A 24,657-nucleotide genomic window follows, 5' to 3' on the forward strand; every position below is an offset into this window, starting at 1 on the left:
TTTTTTAATTTTAATAGTTTTAAATAAATTATCTTAGTTATATTAAACTTGTAGTGGAGCAAATTTATATTTTTAGTTCAAATAAAAAAACTTTTTTTTATTATATTATATTTAAATTTATTTCAAAAACATATTTACAGATTACCCTCTTGCATTTATATCAATATACGCAAACAAATAGCACGTTTTATAAAAAATAACATATTTTTTTAAGAAAAATTAACACAATATTTCATTTCCAGCCTGTTTAGCAGGAAAACTATTATTTTGTGATATTAACAATAAAAAAGCAGGAAAACTGCGGTATGCACTAAATTTGTTCATTTTAGAAAAATATAATATCTTACAAATGTTTTAAATACAAACTTATTATGAGCAGAAAAGAAGATTTCATGAAGCACATTTCTGAAGGATACTTTTTTAAAGGACAAAGCATTATTTTGGGCGGTGCTGTTTTAGATGGAGAAGCCATCCCAGATGCTCACGTGAAGATCCCACTGAAAACCTTTAATCGCCATGGATTAATTGCTGCTGCTACCGGAACCGGGAAAACCAAAACCATTCAAGTCCTGTCCGAACAATTATCAACTTTTGGAATTCCTGTTTTAATGATGGATATCAAAGGCGATTTTAGCGGAATTGCAAAAGAAGGCGAAGAAAAACCGTTTATAACGGAGCGCCACACTAAAATCAACATTCCTTATTCAACTGCTCGATTCCCTGTTGAATTAATGACATTATCAGAACAAAACGGAGTTCGGCTACGCGCAACAATATCTGAATTCGGACCAGTATTATTCTCTAGAATCCTTAACTTAAACGATACTCAAGCTGGCGTCGTTTCAGTTATCTTCAAATATTGTGATGATAATAAAATGCCCTTATTAGATTTAAAAGACATCAAAAAAGTAATCAATTATATTACGGAAGAAGGAAAAGACGAAATAGAAGAACATTATGGCAAAATTTCTACTTCCACAACTGGCACTATTCTTCGAAAAATAATTGAGTTAGAGCAGCAAGGTGCTGATTTATTCTTTGGTGAGATGTCATTTGATGTGGAAGATTTAATTCGAATTGATGAAAATGGAAAAGGATACATCAACATCCTACGATTGACTGATATACAAGATAAGCCAAAGTTATTCTCGACCTTTATGTTGAGTTTATTAGCTGAAATTTACCAACAAATGCCTGAAAAAGGAGATTCTGACCAACCTGAATTGGTAATCTTTATTGATGAAGCTCATCTAATTTTCAATGAAGCCAGCAAAACTTTATTAGAACAAATTGAGACCATTGTAAAATTAATTCGTTCGAAGGGTATCGGAATTTATTTCATAACACAAAATCCGATAGATATCCCAAACGGCGTCTTGGCACAATTAGGCTTAAAAATACAACACGCTTTGCGAGCATTTACAGCAAATGACCGACAAGCCATCAAACAAACTGCAGACAATTATCCAACATCCGATTATTACAAAACTGATGAAATCCTAACCAGCCTTGGAATTGGCGAAGCACTCATTACTGCATTAAACGAAAAAGGAATTCCTACACCGCTCGCTGCAACGATGATGCGTGCCCCAATGAGCAGGATGGATGTTTTGACCGAAAGCGAAATTCAGCAAATCAACAATAAATCGAAATTGGTAAAAAAATATAGCGAACTGATTGACCGCGAAAGTGCGTATGAAATGCTAAATAAAAAAATTACCATCATAGAACAAGAAGATTCCGAACAAGAGCAAAAACAAGAATCGCAAAAACAACAAAACCAACAGCCAAGTACAGCTAGCGTCGTAGGAAAATCAGTTTTGAAAGTATTGACTAGCGCTACGTTCATCAGAGGTGCATTTGGTGTGCTAACAAAAATGTTTAAAAAATAAGATCAATCATGAAAAAATATTTCATTCAAAATACTCCTTTCATTGTTCCGACTAACGATGGAAAACTAATCGAAGAACATCACGGAAAGGCTTCGACAGATAATGCGGAAATCTCCATAGCTCACATGGTTGCACCACCTAAATGGAGTGAACCGTTTCAAACTCCTGAATTTGAAGAGTACACCTATGTCATAAAAGGTAAAAAGCAATTCATCATTGAAGAGGAAATTATCATTTTGAAAGCTGGACAATCGATAAAAATCGAGAAAAATACGCGCGTTCAGTACTCCAACCCGTTTGACGAACCTTGTGAATACATTGCGATCTGCAAACCTGCCTTCGATTTTACTAAAGTACATCGCGAGGAATAAACAACTTCAATAAAAGGAAAACATTATCTAAATATATTCAAGTCAATAACGCCTACAAAATTATTGCAAGAGCTCATGAATTTTATTTTCAACGGCTTCTGAATCCCATATTTCGTTAATGTTTTCCATTTTCAAAACTTCTTCCATAATTGCATTTTGATAATCGCCTATAGCCAAGGCTTCAGCATATGGACGATCACTAAAAGTAACTCTGCTATAAAGCGGAATCCATTTTTCAGGGTATTTATCTGAGAATGCTTTTTCAATTTTCTTTTGCAAAAGGAAATTTTCATCAGCTGTTTTCGAACTCATTTCTAAAAAATTACGATACGAAAGTTCCGCAATAGCATCTGCGTTAGGTTTGCGGGATTTTTGATATTCAGAGAAAATGGATTTCCAGTCATCACCATACTTTTCCATCATTTCATAAAGCACCGAAATATCTTCAAAACCAGCATTCATTCCTTGTCCATAAAAAGGAACAATTGCATGACTGGCATCACCAATAAGTGCAATTTTATCTTCATAAGTCCATGGATAACATTTCATCGTCACCAGCGTACTGGTTGGATTCTTTAAGAAATCTTCCGCTAATTTTGGAATAACATCAATAGTATCCGGTAAGTTTTTTTCAAAAAAAGCCTCTACTAATTTTATGTCTTTTAATGATGCAAAAGAATTTTCTCCTTCAAACGGCATAAACAAAGTACAGGTAAAACTACCGTCTAAATTAGGCAATGCGATCAACATATATTCTCCACGAGGCCAGATATGAAAGGAATTTTTATCTAATTTATGTGTTCCGTCAGGATTTGCAGGAATGTTTAATTCTTTGTAACCAATAGGCAAGAATTCTTGTGAATAATCAAACATACTCTGGCGCTGCATACGGTGACGAATTCTTGAGAAAGCACCGTCAGCGCCAAAAACCATATCGTATTTTTTATCTTCCCAAGCGCCACGTTCTGTTTCACCAATATGAAGTGTAGCATCATCAAGGGTTACATCCCATATTTTATGCTCAAAAAAGAATTCAGCGCCTGCGGCTTCCGCCAAATCAATCATTTTCCTGTTCAAAAGCCCTCTAGAAATAGAATAAATTGATTCTCCCTCTTGACCATAATTTTGGAAATTAAGTTTGTCTACCAAGTGAATCGCGCGTTTTTCCATAGGAATAGCGATTTTGCGAACCTCATTTCCTATTTCAACTCCATCTAAAGCTTTCCAGCCGCGGTTAGACATCGCTAAATTGATGGAACGACCTGAAAATTGTATTTTACGAATATCTGGACTTCTATCGTAAACATGAACTGTATGACCTGCTTTACGAAGATAAATAGCTAATAAAGATCCGACTAACCCAGAACCTACAACCGCTATTTTTATGGGAGTTTGCATTATTTTTTTATAAAAAGTTAGGCAAAATTACTGAATTATTATCTTCGGCACTTTAAAAACAATTATTTTTTACGTGGGGTAAAAACCAATTTTGTTGCAGTTCTGACAATCTCTTCTTTATTTAGCTTCATCCTCCTGAATTTACCGGCATTATACAACTCCGCTTGATCGCTGTAATGCGCGCTCATTGGGTTCCCAGACTGTCCAGTTGGTAGTATGCTCCAGCTGTTTTCTATATCAGAGAAATCTATAATTCTTCTTGTTGAAGGGCCTCCTTTTACGATGTAATTCCCATCATCCGTAAAATCAAAAAACAGGTTATTGATTACTTCCGTAGAACCAGAAACTTCAAAAGGGCCAACATTGAAGATACTCCTTAAGGCCGCTATTTTTCCCAACGGATGCTGATGTTCGACAGTATGCACTTTATTCCAAGTCCAATCCGAAACAGAACTTCCCAATTGTTTTTCTAACGCTATTATCGATTCTTTGAATGATTTTGAAACAATCTGGCTTCTCGTTTCTTTCTCCTTTTTAGTATTAACATTATCCCACCAAAGTGATTTTTCATTCGTGATTTGTTTTGCGATAATTTGCTTCATGATGTGTGTTCCTAAAAACATCTTGAAATTTTCAGCACCAAGTTCATCTTCAAAAGTATTTTTTAAATAATTAAAAATCCATTTATTATAGATTGTTGGAGCCACATCATTGAGATTATTAGATCCTTTCCAGTCCTTTAAAACGATAAGAGCCTGTTTTTCATTTGCAGAAAGGGATTGCTGATTTATATTTGAAATTAAATCCTTAACAACTTTTGGTGCCACAGAAGATGTATTATCGAAAATCATTTTTCCAACCGCAACCATATCCCAATCTGATTTTGGATTTAATAATTGCGTGATTCGTTTGGCACGATCTTCTGGAAGATAATAACCGGGATATAAGAAACCGTTAATAGGTTCGGGCTGATTGTTGGCGGAATACACATAATTCCATCTTGGGTTCACCGCCGAAGGATTTTTGGAGAAATCTAAAAATTCTTTTATATCATCTTTGCCACTGGCTCCATCCAGAATAAAATTAGGATTCACTCCTTCTTTGTGCTTGTATAATTTTCCTGTTGCCCACCAAGCCACATTTCCTTTGGCATCGCCATACATTACATTCAATCCCGGCGCAGCGATAAGCGAAACTCCTTTGTGAAAATCCGCTTTATTTTTAGCATGCGAAAGTGCATACACCGCATCGAGAATTTGAATGGGTTGTTGCGTATAAATCCATGACATTGCAACAGGTCTGTCTTGTTGTAAACCAACAATCAAGTCGTTCATAACAGGTCCATGGCGAGTAATTTTCACATTCAAAACAACGTCAGCTGAATCTTTAACTTTGATTATTTTTTTCCGAATTTCATAGGCCCTGAAGCCGTTTAGTATTTTGTAAGAATTGGCATCAGCTGGATTATTCTCTTCTTGGTACAAATCAATATCATCATTTTCAAACATAGTCAAACCATACGCATATTCTCTGTTGTGCCCCAAAAGCGGATATGGAGTTCCCGCTAAGTAGGAGCCGTACAACTCGAATTCCGGAGTAACAATGTGCGCTTCATACCAAGTTCCCGGCTGCGAAAACCCAATATGTGGATCGTTAGCAAAAATAACTTTTCCGTTTTTCGTTTTCTTTGGAGCAATAACCCAACTATTACTTCCTATAAAAGGCGAAATTGGCGATTGCTCTAAAAGTTGTGCTACAGATTTTGAAATAGCGGCGTATTCTTGAGGTCTGTCTTTAGAATTTTTAATTTTTGTCGTATTGAAAGAACCATCAATTCCAAAATCCTTGAGGTATTCCATTCCATATTTGTTTCGAATATCAGTCAATAACGGATCAGATTTTTGCGCCATTGCAAAACTAAAAGACATGTATCCAAAAATATTATAAACGTCTTTAATCGTAAATTTTTCTTTTTTAACGCCCACCAAACTGAACTCTATTGGCGTTGTTCCTTCATCCATATATTGATTAATCCCATCTAAATAAGCCATTGTCAATTGGTAACTTGGACTGTTTTTATCCAAAGCCGTGATTGCTTTTGCGGAAGCTTCTTCGATTCCCAATCCCGCAAAGAATTTGTCGCTTTTCAGTGCAACCGAACCAAATATTTCTGATAATCGTCCCGGCGCAATACGCCGCATCAATTCCATTTGCCACAATCGATCTTGCGCGTGCACATAACCCAAAGCCACCATTGCATCCTTTGAAGAAACCGCATAAATATGGGGAACGCCAAATTCATCGAAATATACGGTAGTTTCATTTTGAATATTTTTCAAGCGCAACTCACCTTCATATTTTGGTTTTAAATAAAAACCATAGATAAGAACCGTTACCACTAAAACAAAAACTAACGAGACTAAAACGAGAAGTAATTTTTTAAGTATTTTCATCATTGGATAAATTGAAAAACAAATATATAGGATTTGGAAGTGAATTAAAACTATTTATTTCAATGTAATATTTCAAAATCGATGTCAATAAATTATTATAATATTTTGTTTAATTTATTTCTTATTTAATTAAACAAAAAGTATATTTGTTTCAAATATGACTACACATGAAACACATTTCTAGAGACGCTATTTCTCAAATGGAAAAAATCGAAAGATTAAATTTAATCAATTCCTGCACCGGTTATAAATCGGCTAATTTGCTTGCCACAAAATCCCTTGACGGAAAATCAAATGTTGCAATTTTTAGCAGCGTGACTCATTTGGGAAGCAATCCTGCTATGATTGGATTTATCATGCGCCCCACAACTGTTCCCAGAGATACATACAAGAATATCAAAGACACAGGATACTTTACCGTAAACCACATAACGGTTGATATGATTGAGGATGCGCACCACACTTCTGCAAATTATGAACTGGGCATTTCCGAATTTGACAAAACAAATCTGGAAGAAGAATATAAAAATGATATTAAAATCCCTTTCGTCAAAGGAAGTCCGGTGCAATTGTATTGCAAATATTTAAATGAATATTACATTAAAGAAAACGACACAATTCATGTGATTGCTTCGATTGAAAATCTATTTTTTGAAGAAGAATTAGAACATAAAGACGGCTGGTTACAAATTGACAGAGGAAATGTTGTAGCATTAAACGGACTTGATGGATATTGTTTGCCAAAATTAGTGGATCGTTTTCAATATGCCCGAAAAGAAATTCCCACTACTTCATTTTTTAAAAAATAGTAAATGCAAAAATTACGATTAATCCTTGGCGATCAATTAAATACAGAACATTCATGGTTTCAGGAATCTAATAAGGGCACGATTTATCTTCTGGCAGAAATGCGTCAGGAAACGGATTATGTAAAACATCATATTCAAAAAGTAGTGGCATTTTTCATGTCGATGAGAAATTTTTATTCGACTGTAAAAGCAAATGGCCACCAAGCCGTCTATTTTCAAATTACCGATGCAGAGAATCCGCAGGATTTAGAAAAATTAATTTCCGCTTGCATTGAAAAATATGATATTGAAAAATTCGAATACCAATTACCTGATGAATATCGACTTGACCAGCAATTAAAAACGATTTGTTCCAATTTGAAAATTGAATCAGAAGCTTTTGACTCGGAACATTTTTATACCACACGCCACGAATTATCCGATTTTTTTGCGGGAAAAAAGTTGTTACTGATGGAGAATTTTTATCGCAGCATGCGTAAAAAACATCATGTCTTGATGGATGGAGCAATTCCAGAGGGCAATCAATGGAACTTTGACGCTGATAATCGCAAAAAATACAAAGGGGAAGTTCCAATTCCGACGGAAAAAAGTTTCCACGCTAATGTTTCCGGAATTGTCGCCCAAATAAAAGAAGCCGGAATAATCACTTTTGGAAACATCAATCTTGATAATTTCAGTTGGCCTACTTCCCGCGAGCAATCTTTGGAAGTTTTAAAATATTTCTGTAAAAATCTGTTGAAGCATTTTGGTGATTATGAAGACGCGATGCACACCGATGAAAAATTTCTTTTCCATTCCCGTTTGTCTTTTGCCATGAATAGTAAAATGCTTTCGCCAAAAGAAGTAATCGAGACCGTTATTTCATTTTATCATGTAAATGAAGCTGAAATAACGCTCTCACAAGTAGAAGGATTTGTGCGCCAAATTCTGGGGTGGCGCGAATACATTCGGGGAATATATTGGAAAGAAATGCCCAATTACGCTCAAAAGAACGTCTTAAAAAACACAAACAAGCTACCTGATTTTTTCTGGACGGGTAAAACCAAAATGAGTTGCATGAGCCACGCAATCAATCAAAGTTTAGACGAAGCTTACGCACATCATATCCAACGCCTTATGGTGATAGGAAATTTTACGTTATTGACACAAATTCATCCTGATGAAGTAGACGCATGGTATCTGGGAGTGTATATCGATGCGATTGAATGGGTCGAAATGCCCAACACCCGCGGGATGTCACAATATGCTGATGGTGGAATTATTGCCACAAAACCGTATGTTTCCTCTGGAAGTTACATCAATAAAATGAGTAATAATTGCGCCAAATGCCATTACAATGTAAAGGAAAAATTTGGTGACAATGCGTGTCCTTTTAATACGTTGTACTGGAATTTCCTGGATGAGAAAAAAGAATATTTCAAAGGTAACCAACGCATGGGAATGATGCTGAATTTATTAAAAAAAATAAATCCCGAAGAATTGTATAAAATTAAAGTAAAGGCAAACGAAATTATTAAAAACATGGATTCCTATTAAACGAAAAGCAGCCAAAAAAAAAGAGTGTTTAAATTCTATATGAACTTAAACACTCTTCACTATGTAGAAAAAATAAATCTATTCTTTTTTGCTTCCGTCTATAATTGCTCCAGTCCCGGCACCAATTCCGGCACCTGCAACACCACCAATTATAGCTCCTTGCACTTTTTTCTTGCTGATTATCGCTCCTGTTGCAGCTCCAACTCCTGCACCAATTACAGCTCCTTTAGCGGTGCTGCTCCACCCTTTCTTTTTTGTAGTAGTAGAACTTGTAGTCGTTGTGGTAGAACTTGGCGATTGGCGATTAACAACAACAATTTCTTTTTGAGTTTCTATTTTGGCTTCTTCAATTTTAGCCATTTCAACCTGCATAGAATCAATAATTCTTTGCTTCTCCATTTCAACTTTCATGGAATCTATGGTGGCTAATTTTGCTTTTTCAATTTCCATTTTACCTTGATTTTGACAAGAAATAATAACTGCAGCAATCAGTATAAAATATAATGCTTTCATAATTTTATTTTTTTATAATTTGTAATTCAACAAAGGAACGGCTAAATCGTTAAAATATAATTACATTTTTCCAATTATTATTTACAGTACTTAAAGACGTGCTTTTTCTAAAATCCCTGCTTTCAAAATTTGACCAAATATATACATATCTTCAAAAGACGTGTATAATGGTACCGGCGCCAATCTGATTACATTAGGTTCACGCCAATCTGTAATTACACCATTTTTCATCAGATAATCAAAAAGACTACGCCCTTCCCCATGAAGTAATACTGATAATTGCGAAGCTCTTTCAGCAGGATTCGCAGGCGTTATAATTTCGAAACTACTATCGACTTCTTTGTCTATTTCATGCAAAATAAATTCTAAATAGGAAGTAATCGTATCTCTCTTTGCAATTAAAGCGTCCATTCCTATTTCGTCAAACATGTTTACTGATGCTAAATACGGTGCTAGAGAAAGTACCGGAAGATTACTGATTTGCCAACCATCGGCTCCATGTACGGGATCAAAAGTCTGTTCCATTTTGAAACGACGTTCTTTATTATGTCCCCACCAACCCGCAAATCTTGACAAATCGTTATCGTTGTGGTGTTTTTCATGAATAAAACATCCCGAAGCATTTCCAGGACCTGAATTCATGTATTTATAACTGCACCAGGCTGCAAAATCGATATTCCAATCGTGCAATTCCAGTTTTACATTTCCTGCAGCATGCGCCAAATCCCAACCCACTTTTGCGCCAACTTTATGACCAGCTGCCGTTATGGTTTTCATATCAAAAACCTGTCCCGTGTAGTAATTGACACCGCCAATTAAAACCAAGGCCAACTCATCGCCTACTTCTTCGATTTTCGCCAAAACATCTTCTAAACGAATGTTATGTTCGCCGTTGCGACGCTTGATTTCAACAATTGCATCCTCAGGTCTATAACCATGGAAATGAACCTGACTTTGAAACATATATTGGTCCGAAGGAAAAGCCTTTTCTTCACAAATAATTTTATATCTGGTTTTTGTAGGTCTATAAAAAGAAACCATCAGCAAATGAAGATTTACTGTCAATGTATTCATCACCGTAACTTCGCTTGGTAAAGCACCCACAATTTTACTCAACGGATTAGCAAATCGTTCGTGATAATCCCACCAAGGTTTTTCACTGTAAAAATGTCCTTCAACAGCAAGGTTTGCCCAATCATCCATCACTTCATCTACATACGCTTTAGTTCGTTTGGGTTGTAATCCTAAAGAATTTCCAGTGAAATAAATCACCTTTTTTCCATTTACCTGCGGGAAAATAAATTCATCCTGGTATTTATGTAATTGATCTTGTAAATCAAGTTTTTTTGCAAATTCAAGGGTATTTTCGAATGTCATGATTTCTATTTTGATTTGTAAAAGTAGTGAAAAATGACCGATAGATAAAAGACTTTTAGGCGATTGACAACTCATAAAAGAATTAAAATTCCGAGTGTAAAAAAATAGTAATCGAATACGATCCGGAATTAAGAAACAACTCGATATTTGACTATATTTGATTGAATTTAATATTTTTAGCCATGCTTAAAAACAGTATAAACGTCATTATTATTGCCATCGCAGTGGTAATTTCCTCCTATTTATTTTCGAATGCTTTTCAGAATCGAAATAAAAGTAACGATACTATAAGTGTAACCGGTTCCGGAAAGAAGGATTTTGTATCAGATTTGATTGTTTGGAGCGGCTCTTTTTCTAAAAAAAGCATGACGTTGAAAGAAGCGTATGCGGCACTTGATGCTGATAGAGAAAAAATAAAAAGTTATTTATCAGGCAAAGGAATTGCGCCGAATGAAATGGTTTTCTCAGCGGTGAATTTCAACAAGGATTTTGAAACTACCTTTAACGAAAACGGAACAACAAGACAGCAAATTTTTACTGGATTTACATTGACACAAAGTGTAAGCATCCAATCTAAGGAAGTAAATAAAATTGAAGAATTATCCCGACAATCAAGTGAGTTGATCAACTCAGGTGTGGAATTCTATTCGTCTCCGCCAGAATATTATTATACAAAGCTAGCCGAGTTAAAAATAAAAATGATTGCCGAAGCCACAAAAGACGCCAGCATCAGAGCAAAAAGTATCGCTGAAAATGCAGATGCGAGTTTAGGGAACTTAAAAAAATCGGATATGGGAGTTTTTCAGATTACGGGACAAAACTCATCGGAAGATTTTTCTTATGGCGGTTCGTTTAATACGCAATCCAAAAACAAAACAGCTAATATCACGGTGCGATTGGCGTATCAAGTGAATTAGATTTAAGGTTTCAGAATATATGATAAGTCGAGAGTAATCGAGACTCTCTGTTGAGTCTTGACTACGCTCGACTTGACAATGCGAACGACTTATACAATGTATTTCAACTATAAAATTGAAATACAGTTTTAAAATACTTTTCCTGATACAAAAAATCCTCAAATATCCAAGACGTTTTGTGTGAGGGATGGAAGCGACATCCTTTATTTTCTTTCTTTAAGAAAATAAAGATACAGCGTACAGCCCGACCCGCTTTTTCAGCGGGGCACACCCTCATTAGGATTGGCTTAGAATAAAAAAAAATCTCGCCATTACTGACGAGATTTTGTTATTTAGAATCTGAACTGAATTCAGATTAAATGATTAACATTGCATCACCATAAGAATAGAATTTGTATTCTTTTTCGATTGCTTCTGCGTACGCTTTTTTCATTAAATCATGCCCACAAAATGCTGAAACCATCATTAATAAAGTTGATTTTGGCGTATGGAAATTAGTAATCATACATGTTGGAATCGTGAAATCATGAGGAGGAAACACGAATTTATTTGTCCATCCGTCAAAAGGATTCATGGTGTTGTGTGAAGATACTGAACTTTCTACCGCACGCATAGAAGTTGTCCCTACGGTACAAATACGTTTCTTTTTAGCTTTGGCTTCATTCACAATATCACACGCTTCCTGAGTGATTTTTAATTCCTCAGAATCCATTTTGTGTTTTGATAAATCCTCAACCTCAACTGGATTAAAAGTTCCTAAACCTACGTGAAGAGTTACTTCGGCAAATTTAATTCCTTTGATTTCCAGTTTTTTCAATAAATGTTTCGAGAAATGCAATCCTGCAGTTGGTGCTGCGACAGATCCTTCTTCTTTCGCATAAATAGTTTGGTAACGTTCCGCATCTTCGGGAGTTACATCTCTTGAAATGTATTTTGGGATTGGAGTTTCTCCAAGTTCTGTTAATTTATTTCTGAATTCTTCGTAAGAACCGTCGTAAAGGAAACGCAATGTTCTACCACGAGAAGTGGTATTATCAATTACCTCAGCAACTAATGAGTCGTCATCTCCAAAATATAATTTGTTCCCAATTCTGATTTTACGTGCCGGATCAACTAAAACATCCCAGAGTCTTTGCTCAGAGTTTAATTCTCTAAGTAAAAAAACTTCGATTCTTGCTCCTGTTTTCTCCTTGTTTCCATACAAACGCGCTGGAAAAACTTTGGTGTTATTCAAAATTAAAACATCGCCTTCGTCAAAATAATCGATAACATCTTTGAACATTTTGTGTTCTATAGTTCCTTTCTTACGATCAATAACCATTAGACGAGATTCGTCTCTGTTTTCAGCTGGGTATTCGGCAAGAAGTTCTTTTGGCAAATCGAATTGAAAATGTGATAATTTCATTTGATAAATTTATGAGTTATGAATTATAAGTTACGAGTTAAGCCTCAATAAATTATAATAGTTTGCAAATATACGATTGTGAGATAGGCGTTGTCAAGTGTTTTACTGTTTATTTTTAAAAGTCCTCTGCCACAAAGGCGCGAAGGCACTACGTAAAATTTAATTTACAAAATTTCAGACACATTATATCCTAACTTCTTCATGTCTTCCCAAAAATCCGGGTATGATTTAGAAACTACTTCTGCATTTTCGATGATTATTGGTACTTTTAAAGCTAATGGTGCAAAGGCCATCGCCATCCTATGGTCGTTATAAGTGGCGATTTTAATATTAGGATTAATTTCATCTGAAGCCACAAGCGTTAAGCTATCATTGGTAACCGATATATTCGCTCCTAGTTTTGATAGTTCTATTCGTAGTGCTTCAAGTCGGTCCGTTTCTTTTATTTTCAAGGTGTGAAGACCAGTAAGATGGCAGCCAATTCCTAAACCAAGGCAAGTAACCACAATTGTTTGGGCAATATCCGGTGTATTATTTAATTCTAAGTTTAAAGTTTTAGGTTTAAAGTCAGACTGTTTAATCAAAGTCATTTTGTTTCCTTCAAAATGTGTATCGACGCTCATTTGTTTATAAATTTCAGCTAAAGCCGAATCACCTTGTAAACTGGTTTTTTTATAACTGGTCAGTGAAATCTTGGCATTTTCGGACAAAGCAGCCAAACTAAAAAAGTATGAAGCAGAACTCCAATCGGATTCTACGGTCATTACTTTCGAATCCACTTCCTGTTTTGGATAAACCGTAATTACATTTCCTTCAAAACTGGTTTTAATATCCAGATCATTCAATAAAGCCAATGTCATTTGGATATAAGGAACCGAAGTGATGTCGCCAACCAAAGTGATTTCGATACCATTTTCCAGTTTTGGCGCCACTAATAATAATGCTGATATGTATTGACTGCTTACATTTGCAGGAATAGAAACTTTAGAAGCTGTAATTTTTTGTCCGATGATTCGAATAGGCGGATAACCAATTTCTTTCTCGTAAGAGATTTTCGCACCCAATTGTTCCAAGGCTTCCACCAAAACTTTTATGGGGCGTTCCTGCATTCTCGGCGAACCTGTCAAAACCACTTCGCGACCTTCATTCACAGCAAAATAAGCCGTTAGAAAACGCATCGCCGTTCCAGCGTGATGAATATCAACTATTTCTTCGTTTCCTTTCAATGCTTTTTGCATGACTTCGCTGTCATCAGAGTTTGAAGTATTCGCTAGAGTGATATTGGGGAACAGCGCTTGTAATAATAATAGCCGGTTGGTTTCGCTTTTTGAGCCGGTGATATTTAATTGTGAATTATCAATTGTGAATTGTGAATTCGTGCTTAATTTTAAATTCATTTTTGTAATTGTGAGTTATGAGTTGTGAAATGTTGCTGTAGCTTTCTACTCAAATAATTTTGAGTCGCAATTTACTACTCCGCATTTATAATTCATAATTTATGGTTCACAATTTATTTGAGTTTTTCATTGTTTTTGTGACGGTCTTTGTCTCTAACGGACTTTAATTCCATCTTTTTATCGAAAGCAGCTTGTAAATCGATTCCGGTTTGATTCGCCAGACACAACACCACAAAAACCACATCGGCTAATTCTTCGCCAAGATCTTTGTTTTTATCGCTTTCTTTTTCGGATTGTTCTCCATAACGACGGGCTATAATTCGGGCTACTTCTCCTACTTCTTCGGTAAGTTGTGCCATATTGGTCAATTCATTAAAGTATCGAACGCCGTGTTCGTTGATCCACGTGTCAACGTCTAGTTGAGAATTTTTAAGGTTCATGGGTTTAGTTTTTTTATTTCTTTATCAAAATCAGAAATTATCTTTTGTGTTTTATTAAATACTTCATAGGCAGCGATTGCTTTTTTATCTGCTTGAAGCTTAGAAATTTTACCTTTACCTTCTAAAACTTTATAGTCATTAAAATTCAGAAATTTATTGACACTTGTTGCCAATTGCATCATCGTAAAGGTATTCTCCCGCTCTATCAATCCTTCTATGTAATCAAAATAACCCGTTACAGTACGTTCCAGTTGCTTAATTTCTTTTTCTTGCAAATAGTTTTTGGCAACTAGCACATCCGATTTTAAAACTCTTCCGTTTGGATTATTTTTCCAAGTCGTCAAGCCCATATTTTCCTTTTTGGCGTCGGCAGTTTTGGCTATTATTTCGGCAGCAGTATTACCGGTTATAGCAAAATGAAATTTATTCTGAACTGTTGCATAGAAATTTTTAGTTATTTCGGCATTGCTGTCATAGTCAATACTGCACTCAGCAAAAATATCCGTTACTTGCTGGTAAATCCTTCTTTCACTCGCGCGAATCGAACGAACTCGTTGCAGTAATTCTTTAAAATAATCTTTACCAAAAATAGCCTGACCTTGTTTTAAACGATCGTCGTCAAGAACAAACCCTTTTATAATATACTCTTTTAAAGTCTGGGTTGCCCAAATCCTGAATTGTGTAGCTTTGGTAGAATTTACTCTGTAACCAACAGAAATTATTGCGTCAAGACTGTAATGTTTTACTTTGTAGGTTTTGCCATCTGATGCAGTTGCCGAGAAAACCTCGGTAACTGCATTTTCTTCTAATTCCTTACTTTCAAAAATATTTTTTAAGTGTAGTGAAACATTGTCTGCACTGCAGTCAAACAATAACGCCATTGCTTTTTGCGAAAGCCACACCGATTCGTTTTGCAGCAAAACATCAACACGTATTTCTCCGCTTGGTGCGGTGTATAAAATAAACTTTTTTACATTTTCTTCCATAACTATTCTATTGCTATTGTATCAATTGCTTTCATTAAGCGATCGGTTTCGCTCAAGGCAACTATGATTTTTTGATAATGGGCAATATCGTCAAATTCCAGTTTGCGTTCCTTACGGTCTTTAAGCCATTTTTGAGCGGGTTGATATCCGCCAATGTAAAAATTCCAAGCCACTTCGGGAACGTTGTCGAAATATTGGGTTTCGTTGATATATACTCTTCCGCATGAACCCGTTTTTAAATTCCCCTCCACTGGAGGGGTGCCCGAAGGGTGGGGTGGTTCTTCTTTTTTATGCAATGACGACTCTGATGGTTTTCCATATTCCTTGATTATAAAAAGCTCTAAGTTTTTCATTACGACTTTCATATTCTGTAGTACTTCAACAACGGGAATATGATATACTTTTAATCCTAATGAAATCAAATAGGCTTCTCTAACAGCATCATATTTTTCTTTGGTATCGTGACTTGCTCCATCTATTTCGATTACTAAACCAAATTTTTTGACATAAAAATCAACTATATAATTTCCTATAATGCGTTGTCTGTCAAAATCTATTTTATGAAATCCTCCTTTGGTTACTTGCATCCAAAAAAGTACTTCGGATAGATTTTCGGCTTGGCGAAGTTCTCTGGCTCTTTCTTTTAATTTGGGATTATAAGGGAGTTCTAAAATGGGGTTTTGTTGAATAGGGGTTTTATTAATAAAGTGTATTTGTTGGGTAAGATTATTTACCACCCCGTCCTGCGGACACCCCTCCGGAGGAGGGGAATTTTCAAATCGTGGTTTGTTTACCACACAATCGCCGTCAATATTAAATTCTGTAATAAATTCTTCTACTGTTGTGCTTTCCAGCAAATGAATTTCACGTATTTGTGAACCTAATTCCACTAATTCCCAAAAGGTTTTTGTGTCTTTTGGATATGGGATTTTAGGAAAATCTATTTTCAGGAATTCTTTGTATTTTTCTCTGTAGGTTGGCGAATGCAAAACGGCGTAGATATAATCGAGAATATCAATCGGTGCAAATGTTTCTCTGAATTCAGGACGAACTTCGGAATTATTTGCCATACAAACATTGCCTTCTGGTTCTTTTTCAGCAACGAAAGTCAATCCTAATTGTTTGGCGATTTGATTGATGATTTCTACGTTAAGATTGGGAATTCTTTTTAAAATTTCGGTAGGTTCGTTCAACCCTGTCAGGGTTTCGAACCCTGACAGGGATTGTTGTTGTCCATTCGTTTCGGGATAGAGGTAGAGAGGAAAGAAATTTCCAGAACCAAATCTTCCAGCCGTCCCAGTTAAATTAAAATCTCCTATTAGTTTTGTAATAAAAATATATTGCCAATTCCCAACGTTTTGTCTTGACGAAACCAGCCCAATATTATTTCCATTTAAAAAATGTTTCATCACTTGTTTTACCGGCCATCCAATAAAACCTTTTGAAACTCCAGTGTAGTATGTCCATTTTTCATCAAATGGGCGATAATTATATTTTACAAATAGCTCATCTTTTATTCCATAACTAGCAACATTATCTTTTACAAATTCTACTTTCCCATCTCTGCTTTCCCAACTTACCTCATTATATTTTTTTTTGATTTCATCACAAGATAAATTATAAATATCTTGTACTTTTTCTTTGATTTCTAATTTGGAATTTTGAAATGCTAAAGAATCCCTTTTACTAACAATTCCTGTCCCATTTATCAAAAATAATTTATTTAAAGCAAATCCATTATCATATCCTTTTTGTTCTTCAAAATTTTTAGCAACAAAAAAGTAATTCGGAGCAACATTTGGCAATGCTTTAAATTCAATGTTTTTTAAAGTATGATCCGAAAGAAAATCATATTTAAAATCACGCTTTCCGTATAAATCATAATGAAATACTTCTCCTAATTCATTTTGTTTTTTCTTCCCTGTTTTCACAAAAATATTAATAGAAACTCCTTGCATAATGTCAAAAACATTGACATCGGCAGAACCATCAGGAGCCGTTTCTTTTTTCTTGCTGTTTCCATGTAAATCTATGGTATAAATCTTGTCGTAGGTTTTCAATAAATTCCAACGCATTCCCCTAAAAGTGGGATTGTCCAGAAATCCGTGCGGGTTGATGAAAGCCAAAACTCCACTTCCATTTTTCTCGATATAATGTTGTCCGTAGCGCAGGAATTTGACATAATCGTCATTAATCCATTTTGGGTTTCGTTCTTTCAGTTTTTCTTTTCCGCCCGGTTCTTTTTTATAATCTTCCATCAATTTCATAATCCACTCGCCTTTGTTGTTGCTTTCGCCACTATACGGAGGATTTCCAATAATACACATTACCGGCGTGTCACGTTTTATAAAATTGGCTTCATTGGCTTCGGAACTCAACCAATTGGCAAATAACGTTCCCGTGTCAGGATGACTTTCTTCGAGAGAGTTGGTTAAGTAAATTTTTAATCGCTGGTCTTTAGTGGGTTTGAATCCGGTTTCAGTCAATAACAAGTCCATTTGCAAATGCGCCATGGCGTAACTCGCCATCAACAACTCAAATCCGTTCAATCGGGGCAATAAATGCGTTTCTACATAATTGCTCCAAACGCCTTGTTGTCCTTTGAATTTTTTGTGAACGTGTTTGACTACTTCAGCCAGAAAAGTTCCGGTTCCCGTTGCCGGATCCAGAATTTGAACACGATGCACTTCTTGATCTACTTTTTTACCTTGAAGGTCAATTTTTATTTTGGTCTTGCTGTTGTCGGCTAAACCTTGGGGCAAATCGAATTCCGTTTTCAAGATATCATCAACGGCACGAACGATAAAATTGACTACAGGTTTTGGTGTGTACCAAACGCCACGTGCTTTTCTAAGCTTCGGATCGTATTCACTTAGGAACGTTTCATAAAAATGGATGATTGGATCTTCCATTTTAGTTGACTTTCCGTAGTTTTTCAGGATTTGTTCCACATTACATGCTAAGAAGATATCCACTAAAGAATCTACAATCCATTTGATACGGTCGTCAATATCAGGTCCTGCGATATAACCAAATAATTTGCGTAGAAAAGGATTTGATTTCGGGATTAATTCGGCTGCTTCTTGTCTGGAAAAAGTAGGTAACGTTGGGTCGTGCAATCTCGCTGCAAACATACCGTACGCAATGGTTTGTGCATAGACATCGGCAAAACCTTTGGGTGTAATATCGTGAATCAGGATTTCTTTGAAAGCGTTCATTTGGTCTTTCAAAGTACTGTCTTCACTATTATTTTCGTCAGAAGTCAAAGCTTGTTCAATCACATCTGATAACAATCGGGCTTTTCCCGCCATCATTTCTGCCAGTTTCTTAGAACTTTTTATAGATTGACTGATGTGAACACAAAAATCTTTAATGAGGTTTGTAAAAGTCGCGAAATTAGCAGGCAAAGGAACAATAGTTCCATCTTGGATTTCTGCAATAGCGATCTTTGTTATAAAAACACCATCGATATAAAGATGAAAATCCAAGAAATCAGTAAAAATTAAATTATTTAACGAATTTTTATAGCGGTCAAATTGTTCTTTGTTTCCCGTTTTCTTTAAACCTGATAAATCTTTGTCGCCAATATCTTTGGCTTCAATAAACCCAATTGGAATATCTTTTTTAGTGATGATATAATCCGGAGCTCCACATTGTTGTCGTTTGGGTTCATTGGTTGCGGCAACATCCGTTACAATACTTTCAATGAGTTGCTTTAAATCACCACGATAGGTGTGTTCTGTTGCATTGCCTCTTTTATACGAGGAATTTATATTTTGAATGTATTGTTCTAAAGTCATCTCTGTTGTATTTGAACAAATGTAAAGAATTGGAACATAAAAAAACACCTTGAGTGAGGTGTTTCTTATAATTTAAATTGGTCTTTTCTAAATTTTCTAGGGAGTAATGTGGAATTTGAAAAACATTGAATGATTTTCTCAAACTCACCTTCAATTAATTTTCCTTTAAATTCGATATCTTCAATTTGATAGGTTATAAACAAATTGGTTTCTGTTTCATCAAAAACATATTGAGCATACAAGTAAGTATCCAATTGAAAAGAAAATCCTTTATCCGTTACAACTATGTCTTTGGGAATATAATAGCAACAAATACATTTTTCAGGAAAAGAAATACAACCGTGAATTTTTGCAATATTAGCAGGTAGTGATTCTACTTTTGTAGGCAAAATTGCAGCAATAAAACCATTTTCAATGGTTTTTAAAACTAGAAAAAATTTATTTTTTGGAGGATTGCCGTTTTTAAAAATGTAATCTTTAAAGTAAAATAAATTTTCTTTTTCGAACATTTTTTATCTTTGATTTAGAGAGGCCGTAAAATTAAGAAATTCTATATGCTCGTTATAGAAGTCTAATTTGTTTTGATCATAAGCAACTAATTCAGAAAAATCAATTTTATAATCGGTGGCATTTATTTCTTCATTCAACAAAGCTTCAAGCACTCCATTTCTTGAAGCGGTTGTATACCAAAGTGAATTTTTTTGATGTGTGAAATCTACAAGATAACTGCTGTTTTTCCCTGAAAAAGTCGTAACGATTGAGTCTAAAATTGCGATATCAGAATCTGAAAATTCATCATCATTGAAACTGTTTACAGGAGAAATATGCGTTGCATTCTCAATAACTTCAGATTTAATATAATCTTTTAAAAGTGAAGCCCCATCGTTAAACTCTATATATAAATCTTGACAAACAGGACCAGATTTCCAGATTTCATATTGCAAATTAAACATAGGAAAGCCTCTCTTTTTAACGGAGTGTTCATCCAAAATATAAATCAGTTTTAACAAACTTGTCTTTGGAAGAATGCCCATATTTTCAATCAAATAAATTAAGGCATTACCTAATTTATCAATTTGATTTCGAGAATATTTATTGTAAGCTGTCATAATTAAAATGATTAATTAATGAATTCATTTTCAGAGACATAAATTATAATCGCGGTGCAAACATAATGCGATTAATTTTAGCATTAGAGTAAATGTACAAATTAATGGTTCTATTCCAGCAAAACTTATTCTCTGTTTTTACTGTCAATTACTATCGTTACAGGACCATCATTTAATAAAAGTACTTTCATATCCGCACCAAAAATGCCAGTTTGTACTTTTTTACCCAATTCTTTTTCTAACTGAAGTACAAAATTTTCATATAATGGGATGGCTGTTTCTGGTTTTGAAGCTTTAATATAGGAAGGTCGATTTCCTTTTTTGGTGGAAGCATGCAACGTAAATTGACTTACAACAATAATATCGCCGAATATATCTTTGACAGATAAGTTCATCACGTCATTCTCATCTCCAAAAATACGTATGTTGGATATTTTTGAAGCTAACCAATTACTGTCTTCTTGACTGTCTAAATCTTCAATTCCAACCAAAACCAATAATCCTTTCTGAATATCGGCAACAATTTTATTATCGATTGTTACGGAGGCTGACGAAACTCTTTGGATTACTACTTTCAAAATAATTATAAATTATGAATGATAAATTATGAATGGTGAATATTCATGATTATTTTTTTAAATTATTTTTGGTTGAAATAATTATGGAAGCTAGGATTTTATTAATCCCCATTATATCAGAATTTAGAGATTTAAATTGAAACTCACTTAAATATTCGGACTGAAACAATAATTCAATCCAATAATCACTCTCATTAGCCTCTTTTTGTGCAATAGAGAGTTTATGAATAAAATCTGACTTACTTTACGCGTGTTCTGACTCTCTTCCTAGTGCACCAATTGAAGTACTACTGCGTAATAATTGTTTACTTAAAACAAATTCCTTCTTTTCAGTACTTAAAAATTGATATAATTTTACAATTCGTAAAGCAAAATCAAATGATTTTATTTTTATAATATTACTTGCCATAATTCATAATTCACCATTTACAATTCATAATTATTCCCTGGTTTTATCACTAATTATTCTATCCTCATTATGAATATCCGTGCGGTAATTTTCATCATCACCTTCCAGAATTTTCAGATAACTTCTGTAACGGGACCAGGCGATTTCATCTTTTTCCAAAGCTGCTTTGATGGCGCAATGCGGCTCGTCTTTATGCAAACAATTATTGAATTTACATTGCTCTTTCAATTTGAAAAATTCCGGAAAATAACCACTGATTTCGGCTGCATCCATATCGACAATTCCAAAACCTTTGATACCTGGTGTATCAATAATTTTAGCATCAAAAGATAAATCATACATTTCTGCAAAAGTCGTCGTGTGTTGTCCTTGCTTGCTTGCTTCAGAAATTGTCTTCGTTTTTAAATGTAAAGAAGGTTCCATCGCATTTACCAAAGTCGATTTTCCAACACCGGAATGTCCGGAGAACATGCTGACTTTGCCAATCATCATTGCTTTTAACTCCTCAATTCCTTTCATTTCTGTCGAAGAAACGCGCAAACATTTGTATCCAATTTCCTGATACACATGTTGCATGTACAATTGTTCATCCAGCGTGGCATCATCAAAAGTGTCGATTTTATTAAAAACCAGTATCGTTTCAATTCCATACGCTTCGGCAGTAACCAGAAAGCGATCAATAAAATTAAAAGTCGTTGGCGGATTATTAATAGTAACTAACAAAAAAACCCGATCAATATTAGACGCAATAATATGCATTTGGTGTGATAAATTCACTGATTTCCGAACGATATAATTCTTTCTGTCATGAATCTTATGAATGGTTCCCGTAACAGTATCGGATGATTCTTCGAGTTCATAATCAACAAGATCACCTACAGCAATAGGATTGGTGCTTTTGATTCCTTTTATTCGGAATTTTCCTTTCATACGGCATTCAATAAAATCACCTTGTTCAGATTTTACGGTGTACCAACTTCCTGTAGATTTGTAAACGAGTCCTGTCATAGTGCAAAGGTAAAATTTTGTTTTAAGTTTATCCCGACACTTCAGGCTAAAGTGCAAAGTTTTTATTTTTGTCTTTAAATAGAAAATCCCTGCAACATAAAAATAAGCTGCAGGGATTTATTTATTTTTAAAAAGTACTAATTAAGCATTCAATACTTTTTCTTGGTGACCAATACTTTCCTGGTGAATCGCTTTGAACATTTTCAATACAAATTCTTCCGTCAATCCTTTTTTCTCACCTTCCAAAATCATTTTTCCCAAGATTTCATTCCAACGTGCATTTTGAAGAATGGCAACGTTAGCGTCTTTTTTTACTTTACCAATTTCTTCTGCTACTTTCATCCGTTTTCCTAGTAAGTCTAACAAATTCTCATCCAAGATGTCGATATTCGTTCTCAATTTCGTCATTTTTTGAGTGAATTCTACAGATGCATCATTTACTTTTCTTACTTTCAAATCAATAAAAATTTGTTTCAAAGCATCTGGCGTCACTTGTTGTGCAGCATCACTCCACGCATTGTCCGGATCATAATGTGTTTCGATAATCATACCGTCATAATTCAAATCCAAAGCTTCTTGCGTTACTTCAAGAATCATCTTACGATCTCCCGTAATGTGAGACGGGTCAATAATTAAAGGCAAATCAGGGAATTTATTTTGCAATTCGATAGGAATCTGCCATTCTGGAATGTTTCTGTATTTTGTTTTTTCGTAAGTAGAAAAACCTCTATGAATCACCCCTAATTTTTCAATTCCTGCATTGTACAAGCGCTCAACTCCACCCAACCATAGCGAAAGATCTGGATTTACCGGATTCTTAACCAATACGATTTTTTTAGTTCCTGCTAAAGCATCTGCAATTTCCTGCATTGCAAATGGATTTACGGTCGTTCTGGCACCAATCCATAATACATCGATATCATATTCCAAAGCTAATTTTACGTGAGCAGCATTTGCCACTTCCGTTCCCATTAGCAATCCGGTTTGTTCTTTTGCTTTTTTTAACCACTTCAATCCTATTTCTCCCACTCCTTCAAATCCTCCCGGACGCGTTCTAGGTTTCCAAATTCCTGCTCTAAAAACACTCACATCTGAATCTTTCAATTCATGGGCAATTTTCAATACTTGCTCTTCTGTTTCAGCACTACAAGGTCCCGCAATCACAAATGGATGAGTCAAATTGAATTCATTCAACCAATTTCTCATTTCTTTCTTATTTTCCATCTTTTCTAATTTTTCCCCACCCCAGCCCTCCCCGAAGGGAAGGGAGCCGTAAATGGATGATTGTTACTATTTAATTGTTTTATTCTGTGTTGTTATTTTTTACTGTAAACTGTGACTTAACACTGATCACTTTTTCACATTAATTCCGTTTAATATTTCTTTTATTTTATTGACACTTTGCATTTCATTGTAAATTGCTTCGTAATCTTCTTTTTCTAATAATTCTTTAAATTTTGATAAATTCGAAATGTATTCCTCCAATGTTTTTACAACCTGCTTCCTGTTTTGTTTAAAAATAGGCGTCCACATCGCCGGGGAACTTTTGGCCAAACGAACCGTACTTTCAAAACCGGAACCTGCCATGTCAAAAATATCCTGCTCGTGTTTCTCTTTATCGATTACCGTTTTTCCAAGCATAAACGCACTAATATGTGATAAATGCGATACATACGCGATGTGCTTATCATGTGATTTTGGATCCATGTACCGAATTCTCATTCCCAGTGCTTTAAATAACTCCAAAGCCCTTTCTTGTAATTTAAAAGTGGTCTTCTCCACCTCACAAATAATATTTGTTTTCCCCAGAAACAATCCTTTTATCGCCGCCGAAGGTCCTGAAAACTCCGTTCCTGCTATAGGATGCGTGGCTATGAAATTCCTCCTTTTGGGGTGATTGGCAACCGCTTCGCAAATGGGCATTTTAGTAGAACCAACTTCAAAGACAATCGTATTATCCCCGATTACATCCAAAACTTTCGGCAAAACTAGCAATGCAACATCCACAGGAACCGAAACAATTACAAAATCTGCATCAAATAAATCATCAAATGTTGCACCAGCATCAACAACTCCCAAAGCTATGGCTTCCGCCAAGTGACTTTGGTTGTTATCAATCCCGTAAATTATTGCTTCCGGATGCAGCGTTTTAATGTCCAATACCATCGAACCGCCTATCAATCCTATTCCTATTACAAATACTTTCATTTTCTATTTTTTTGTAGCTAATCCTGCTATCTGTTTCAATCTTTCTAGTCC

At 35.0% G+C, this 24,657-nt stretch carries 20 protein-coding genes and 1 pseudogene; 5 read left to right on the plus strand and 16 right to left on the minus strand.

The genetic code is table 11. The features are described from left to right. Nucleotides 1-371: 371 nt before the first annotated feature. Both ACP7AV_RS00070 and ACP7AV_RS00075 read left to right on the plus strand, forming a co-directional pair. A complete protein-coding gene (locus tag ACP7AV_RS00070) occupies nucleotides 372-1,892 on the plus strand; it encodes a helicase HerA-like domain-containing protein (protein ID WP_426090266.1) in 1,521 nt (506 codons plus the stop codon). An 8-nt stretch (nucleotides 1,893-1,900) separates the two neighbouring features. Beyond that, nucleotides 1,901-2,263 carry a cupin domain-containing protein gene (locus ACP7AV_RS00075; RefSeq protein WP_091204171.1) on the plus strand — a complete coding sequence of 121 codons (363 nt, stop codon included), beginning with the start codon at nucleotides 1,901-1,903 and terminating at the stop codon, nucleotides 2,261-2,263. A gap of 60 nt (nucleotides 2,264-2,323) precedes the next feature. Here the strand turns inward: ACP7AV_RS00075 and ACP7AV_RS00080 are convergent, their stop codons facing one another. Next, nucleotides 2,324-3,661: an FAD-dependent oxidoreductase gene (locus ACP7AV_RS00080; protein ID WP_426090267.1), complete on the minus strand. Its 1,338-nt coding sequence runs from the start codon at nucleotides 3,659-3,661 to the stop codon at nucleotides 2,324-2,326. Between the two features lie 62 nt (nucleotides 3,662-3,723). Next, nucleotides 3,724-6,114 (minus strand): penicillin acylase family protein, encoded by a 2,391-nt coding sequence (locus ACP7AV_RS00085; RefSeq protein WP_426090787.1) that lies wholly within the window; start codon nucleotides 6,112-6,114, stop codon nucleotides 3,724-3,726. 167 nt (nucleotides 6,115-6,281) lie between these two features. Here ACP7AV_RS00085 and ACP7AV_RS00090 point away from each other — a divergent pair, with 167 nt between their 5' ends. Next, entirely contained in the window at nucleotides 6,282-6,923 is a 642-nt protein-coding gene (locus ACP7AV_RS00090; protein ID WP_091204178.1) for a flavin reductase family protein, read from the plus strand. A 3-nt stretch (nucleotides 6,924-6,926) separates the two neighbouring features. Then, nucleotides 6,927-8,459, plus strand: a complete 1,533-nt coding sequence (locus tag ACP7AV_RS00095; RefSeq protein WP_426090268.1) for a cryptochrome/photolyase family protein — start codon at nucleotides 6,927-6,929, stop codon at nucleotides 8,457-8,459. Between the two features lie 78 nt (nucleotides 8,460-8,537). Here ACP7AV_RS00095 and ACP7AV_RS00100 read toward each other — a convergent pair whose 3' ends face one another. Next, a complete protein-coding gene (locus ACP7AV_RS00100) occupies nucleotides 8,538-8,972 on the minus strand; it encodes a YMGG-like glycine zipper-containing protein (protein ID WP_426090269.1) in 435 nt (144 codons plus the stop codon). Nucleotides 8,973-9,062: 90 nt separating this feature from the next. Next, the gene (kynU, locus tag ACP7AV_RS00105) at nucleotides 9,063-10,349 is read right to left on the minus strand and encodes a kynureninase (protein WP_426090270.1); all 1,287 of its coding nucleotides are present in this window, start codon (nucleotides 10,347-10,349) and stop codon (nucleotides 9,063-9,065) included. Nucleotides 10,350-10,531: 182 nt separating this feature from the next. On the opposite strand from kynU, the gene ACP7AV_RS00110 reads away from it, so the two are divergent. Beyond that, nucleotides 10,532-11,266, plus strand: coding sequence for an SIMPL domain-containing protein (locus ACP7AV_RS00110; RefSeq protein WP_426090271.1), 735 nt, complete (start codon nucleotides 10,532-10,534; stop codon nucleotides 11,264-11,266). A 355-nt stretch (nucleotides 11,267-11,621) separates the two neighbouring features. On the opposite strand, the gene queA is transcribed toward ACP7AV_RS00110, so the two are convergent. The 12 genes and pseudogenes from queA to ACP7AV_RS00170 form a co-directional block, all read right to left on the minus strand. Further along, nucleotides 11,622-12,671 carry a tRNA preQ1(34) S-adenosylmethionine ribosyltransferase-isomerase QueA gene (gene queA, locus ACP7AV_RS00115; protein ID WP_426090272.1) on the minus strand — a complete coding sequence of 350 codons (1,050 nt, stop codon included), beginning with the start codon at nucleotides 12,669-12,671 and terminating at the stop codon, nucleotides 11,622-11,624. A gap of 164 nt (nucleotides 12,672-12,835) precedes the next feature. Next, complete coding sequence (aroA, locus tag ACP7AV_RS00120) at nucleotides 12,836-14,068, minus strand: 3-phosphoshikimate 1-carboxyvinyltransferase (RefSeq protein ID WP_426090273.1); 1,233 nt, start codon at nucleotides 14,066-14,068, stop codon at nucleotides 12,836-12,838. 113 nt (nucleotides 14,069-14,181) lie between these two features. Next, nucleotides 14,182-14,508 carry a nucleotide pyrophosphohydrolase gene (locus ACP7AV_RS00125; RefSeq protein ID WP_426090274.1) on the minus strand — a complete coding sequence of 109 codons (327 nt, stop codon included), beginning with the start codon at nucleotides 14,506-14,508 and terminating at the stop codon, nucleotides 14,182-14,184. Continuing rightward, the gene (locus ACP7AV_RS00130) at nucleotides 14,505-15,494 is read right to left on the minus strand and encodes a virulence RhuM family protein (RefSeq protein WP_426090275.1); all 990 of its coding nucleotides are present in this window, start codon (nucleotides 15,492-15,494) and stop codon (nucleotides 14,505-14,507) included. Before ACP7AV_RS00130 ends, ACP7AV_RS00125 begins: the two co-directional genes overlap by 4 nt. 2 nt (nucleotides 15,495-15,496) lie before the next feature. Next, nucleotides 15,497-19,294: a type ISP restriction/modification enzyme gene (locus tag ACP7AV_RS00135; protein ID WP_426090276.1), complete on the minus strand. Its 3,798-nt coding sequence runs from the start codon at nucleotides 19,292-19,294 to the stop codon at nucleotides 15,497-15,499. A gap of 65 nt (nucleotides 19,295-19,359) precedes the next feature. Then, nucleotides 19,360-19,803 (minus strand): hypothetical protein, encoded by a 444-nt coding sequence (locus tag ACP7AV_RS00140; protein WP_426090277.1) that lies wholly within the window; start codon nucleotides 19,801-19,803, stop codon nucleotides 19,360-19,362. A 3-nt stretch (nucleotides 19,804-19,806) separates the two neighbouring features. Beyond that, nucleotides 19,807-20,403, minus strand: a complete 597-nt coding sequence (locus ACP7AV_RS00145) for a Panacea domain-containing protein (RefSeq protein ID WP_426090278.1) — start codon at nucleotides 20,401-20,403, stop codon at nucleotides 19,807-19,809. A 125-nt stretch (nucleotides 20,404-20,528) separates the two neighbouring features. Continuing rightward, the gene (gene dtd / locus ACP7AV_RS00150) at nucleotides 20,529-20,981 is read right to left on the minus strand and encodes a D-aminoacyl-tRNA deacylase (protein ID WP_426090279.1); all 453 of its coding nucleotides are present in this window, start codon (nucleotides 20,979-20,981) and stop codon (nucleotides 20,529-20,531) included. A 49-nt stretch (nucleotides 20,982-21,030) separates the two neighbouring features. Beyond that, nucleotides 21,031-21,390: pseudogene (locus tag ACP7AV_RS00155) on the minus strand (four helix bundle protein). A gap of 30 nt (nucleotides 21,391-21,420) precedes the next feature. After that, the gene (rsgA, locus tag ACP7AV_RS00160) at nucleotides 21,421-22,398 is read right to left on the minus strand and encodes a ribosome small subunit-dependent GTPase A (RefSeq protein WP_426064433.1); all 978 of its coding nucleotides are present in this window, start codon (nucleotides 22,396-22,398) and stop codon (nucleotides 21,421-21,423) included. A 141-nt stretch (nucleotides 22,399-22,539) separates the two neighbouring features. Beyond that, nucleotides 22,540-23,622: a chorismate mutase gene (locus tag ACP7AV_RS00165; protein WP_426090280.1), complete on the minus strand. Its 1,083-nt coding sequence runs from the start codon at nucleotides 23,620-23,622 to the stop codon at nucleotides 22,540-22,542. Between the two features lie 126 nt (nucleotides 23,623-23,748). Beyond that, entirely contained in the window at nucleotides 23,749-24,606 is an 858-nt protein-coding gene (locus tag ACP7AV_RS00170) for a prephenate dehydrogenase (protein WP_426090281.1), read from the minus strand. Nucleotides 24,607-24,657 lie beyond the last annotated feature (51 nt).

It is taken from the genome of Flavobacterium sp. DSR3-2 (assembly GCF_049896525.1).
Lineage (GTDB): Bacteria > Bacteroidota > Bacteroidia > Flavobacteriales > Flavobacteriaceae > Flavobacterium.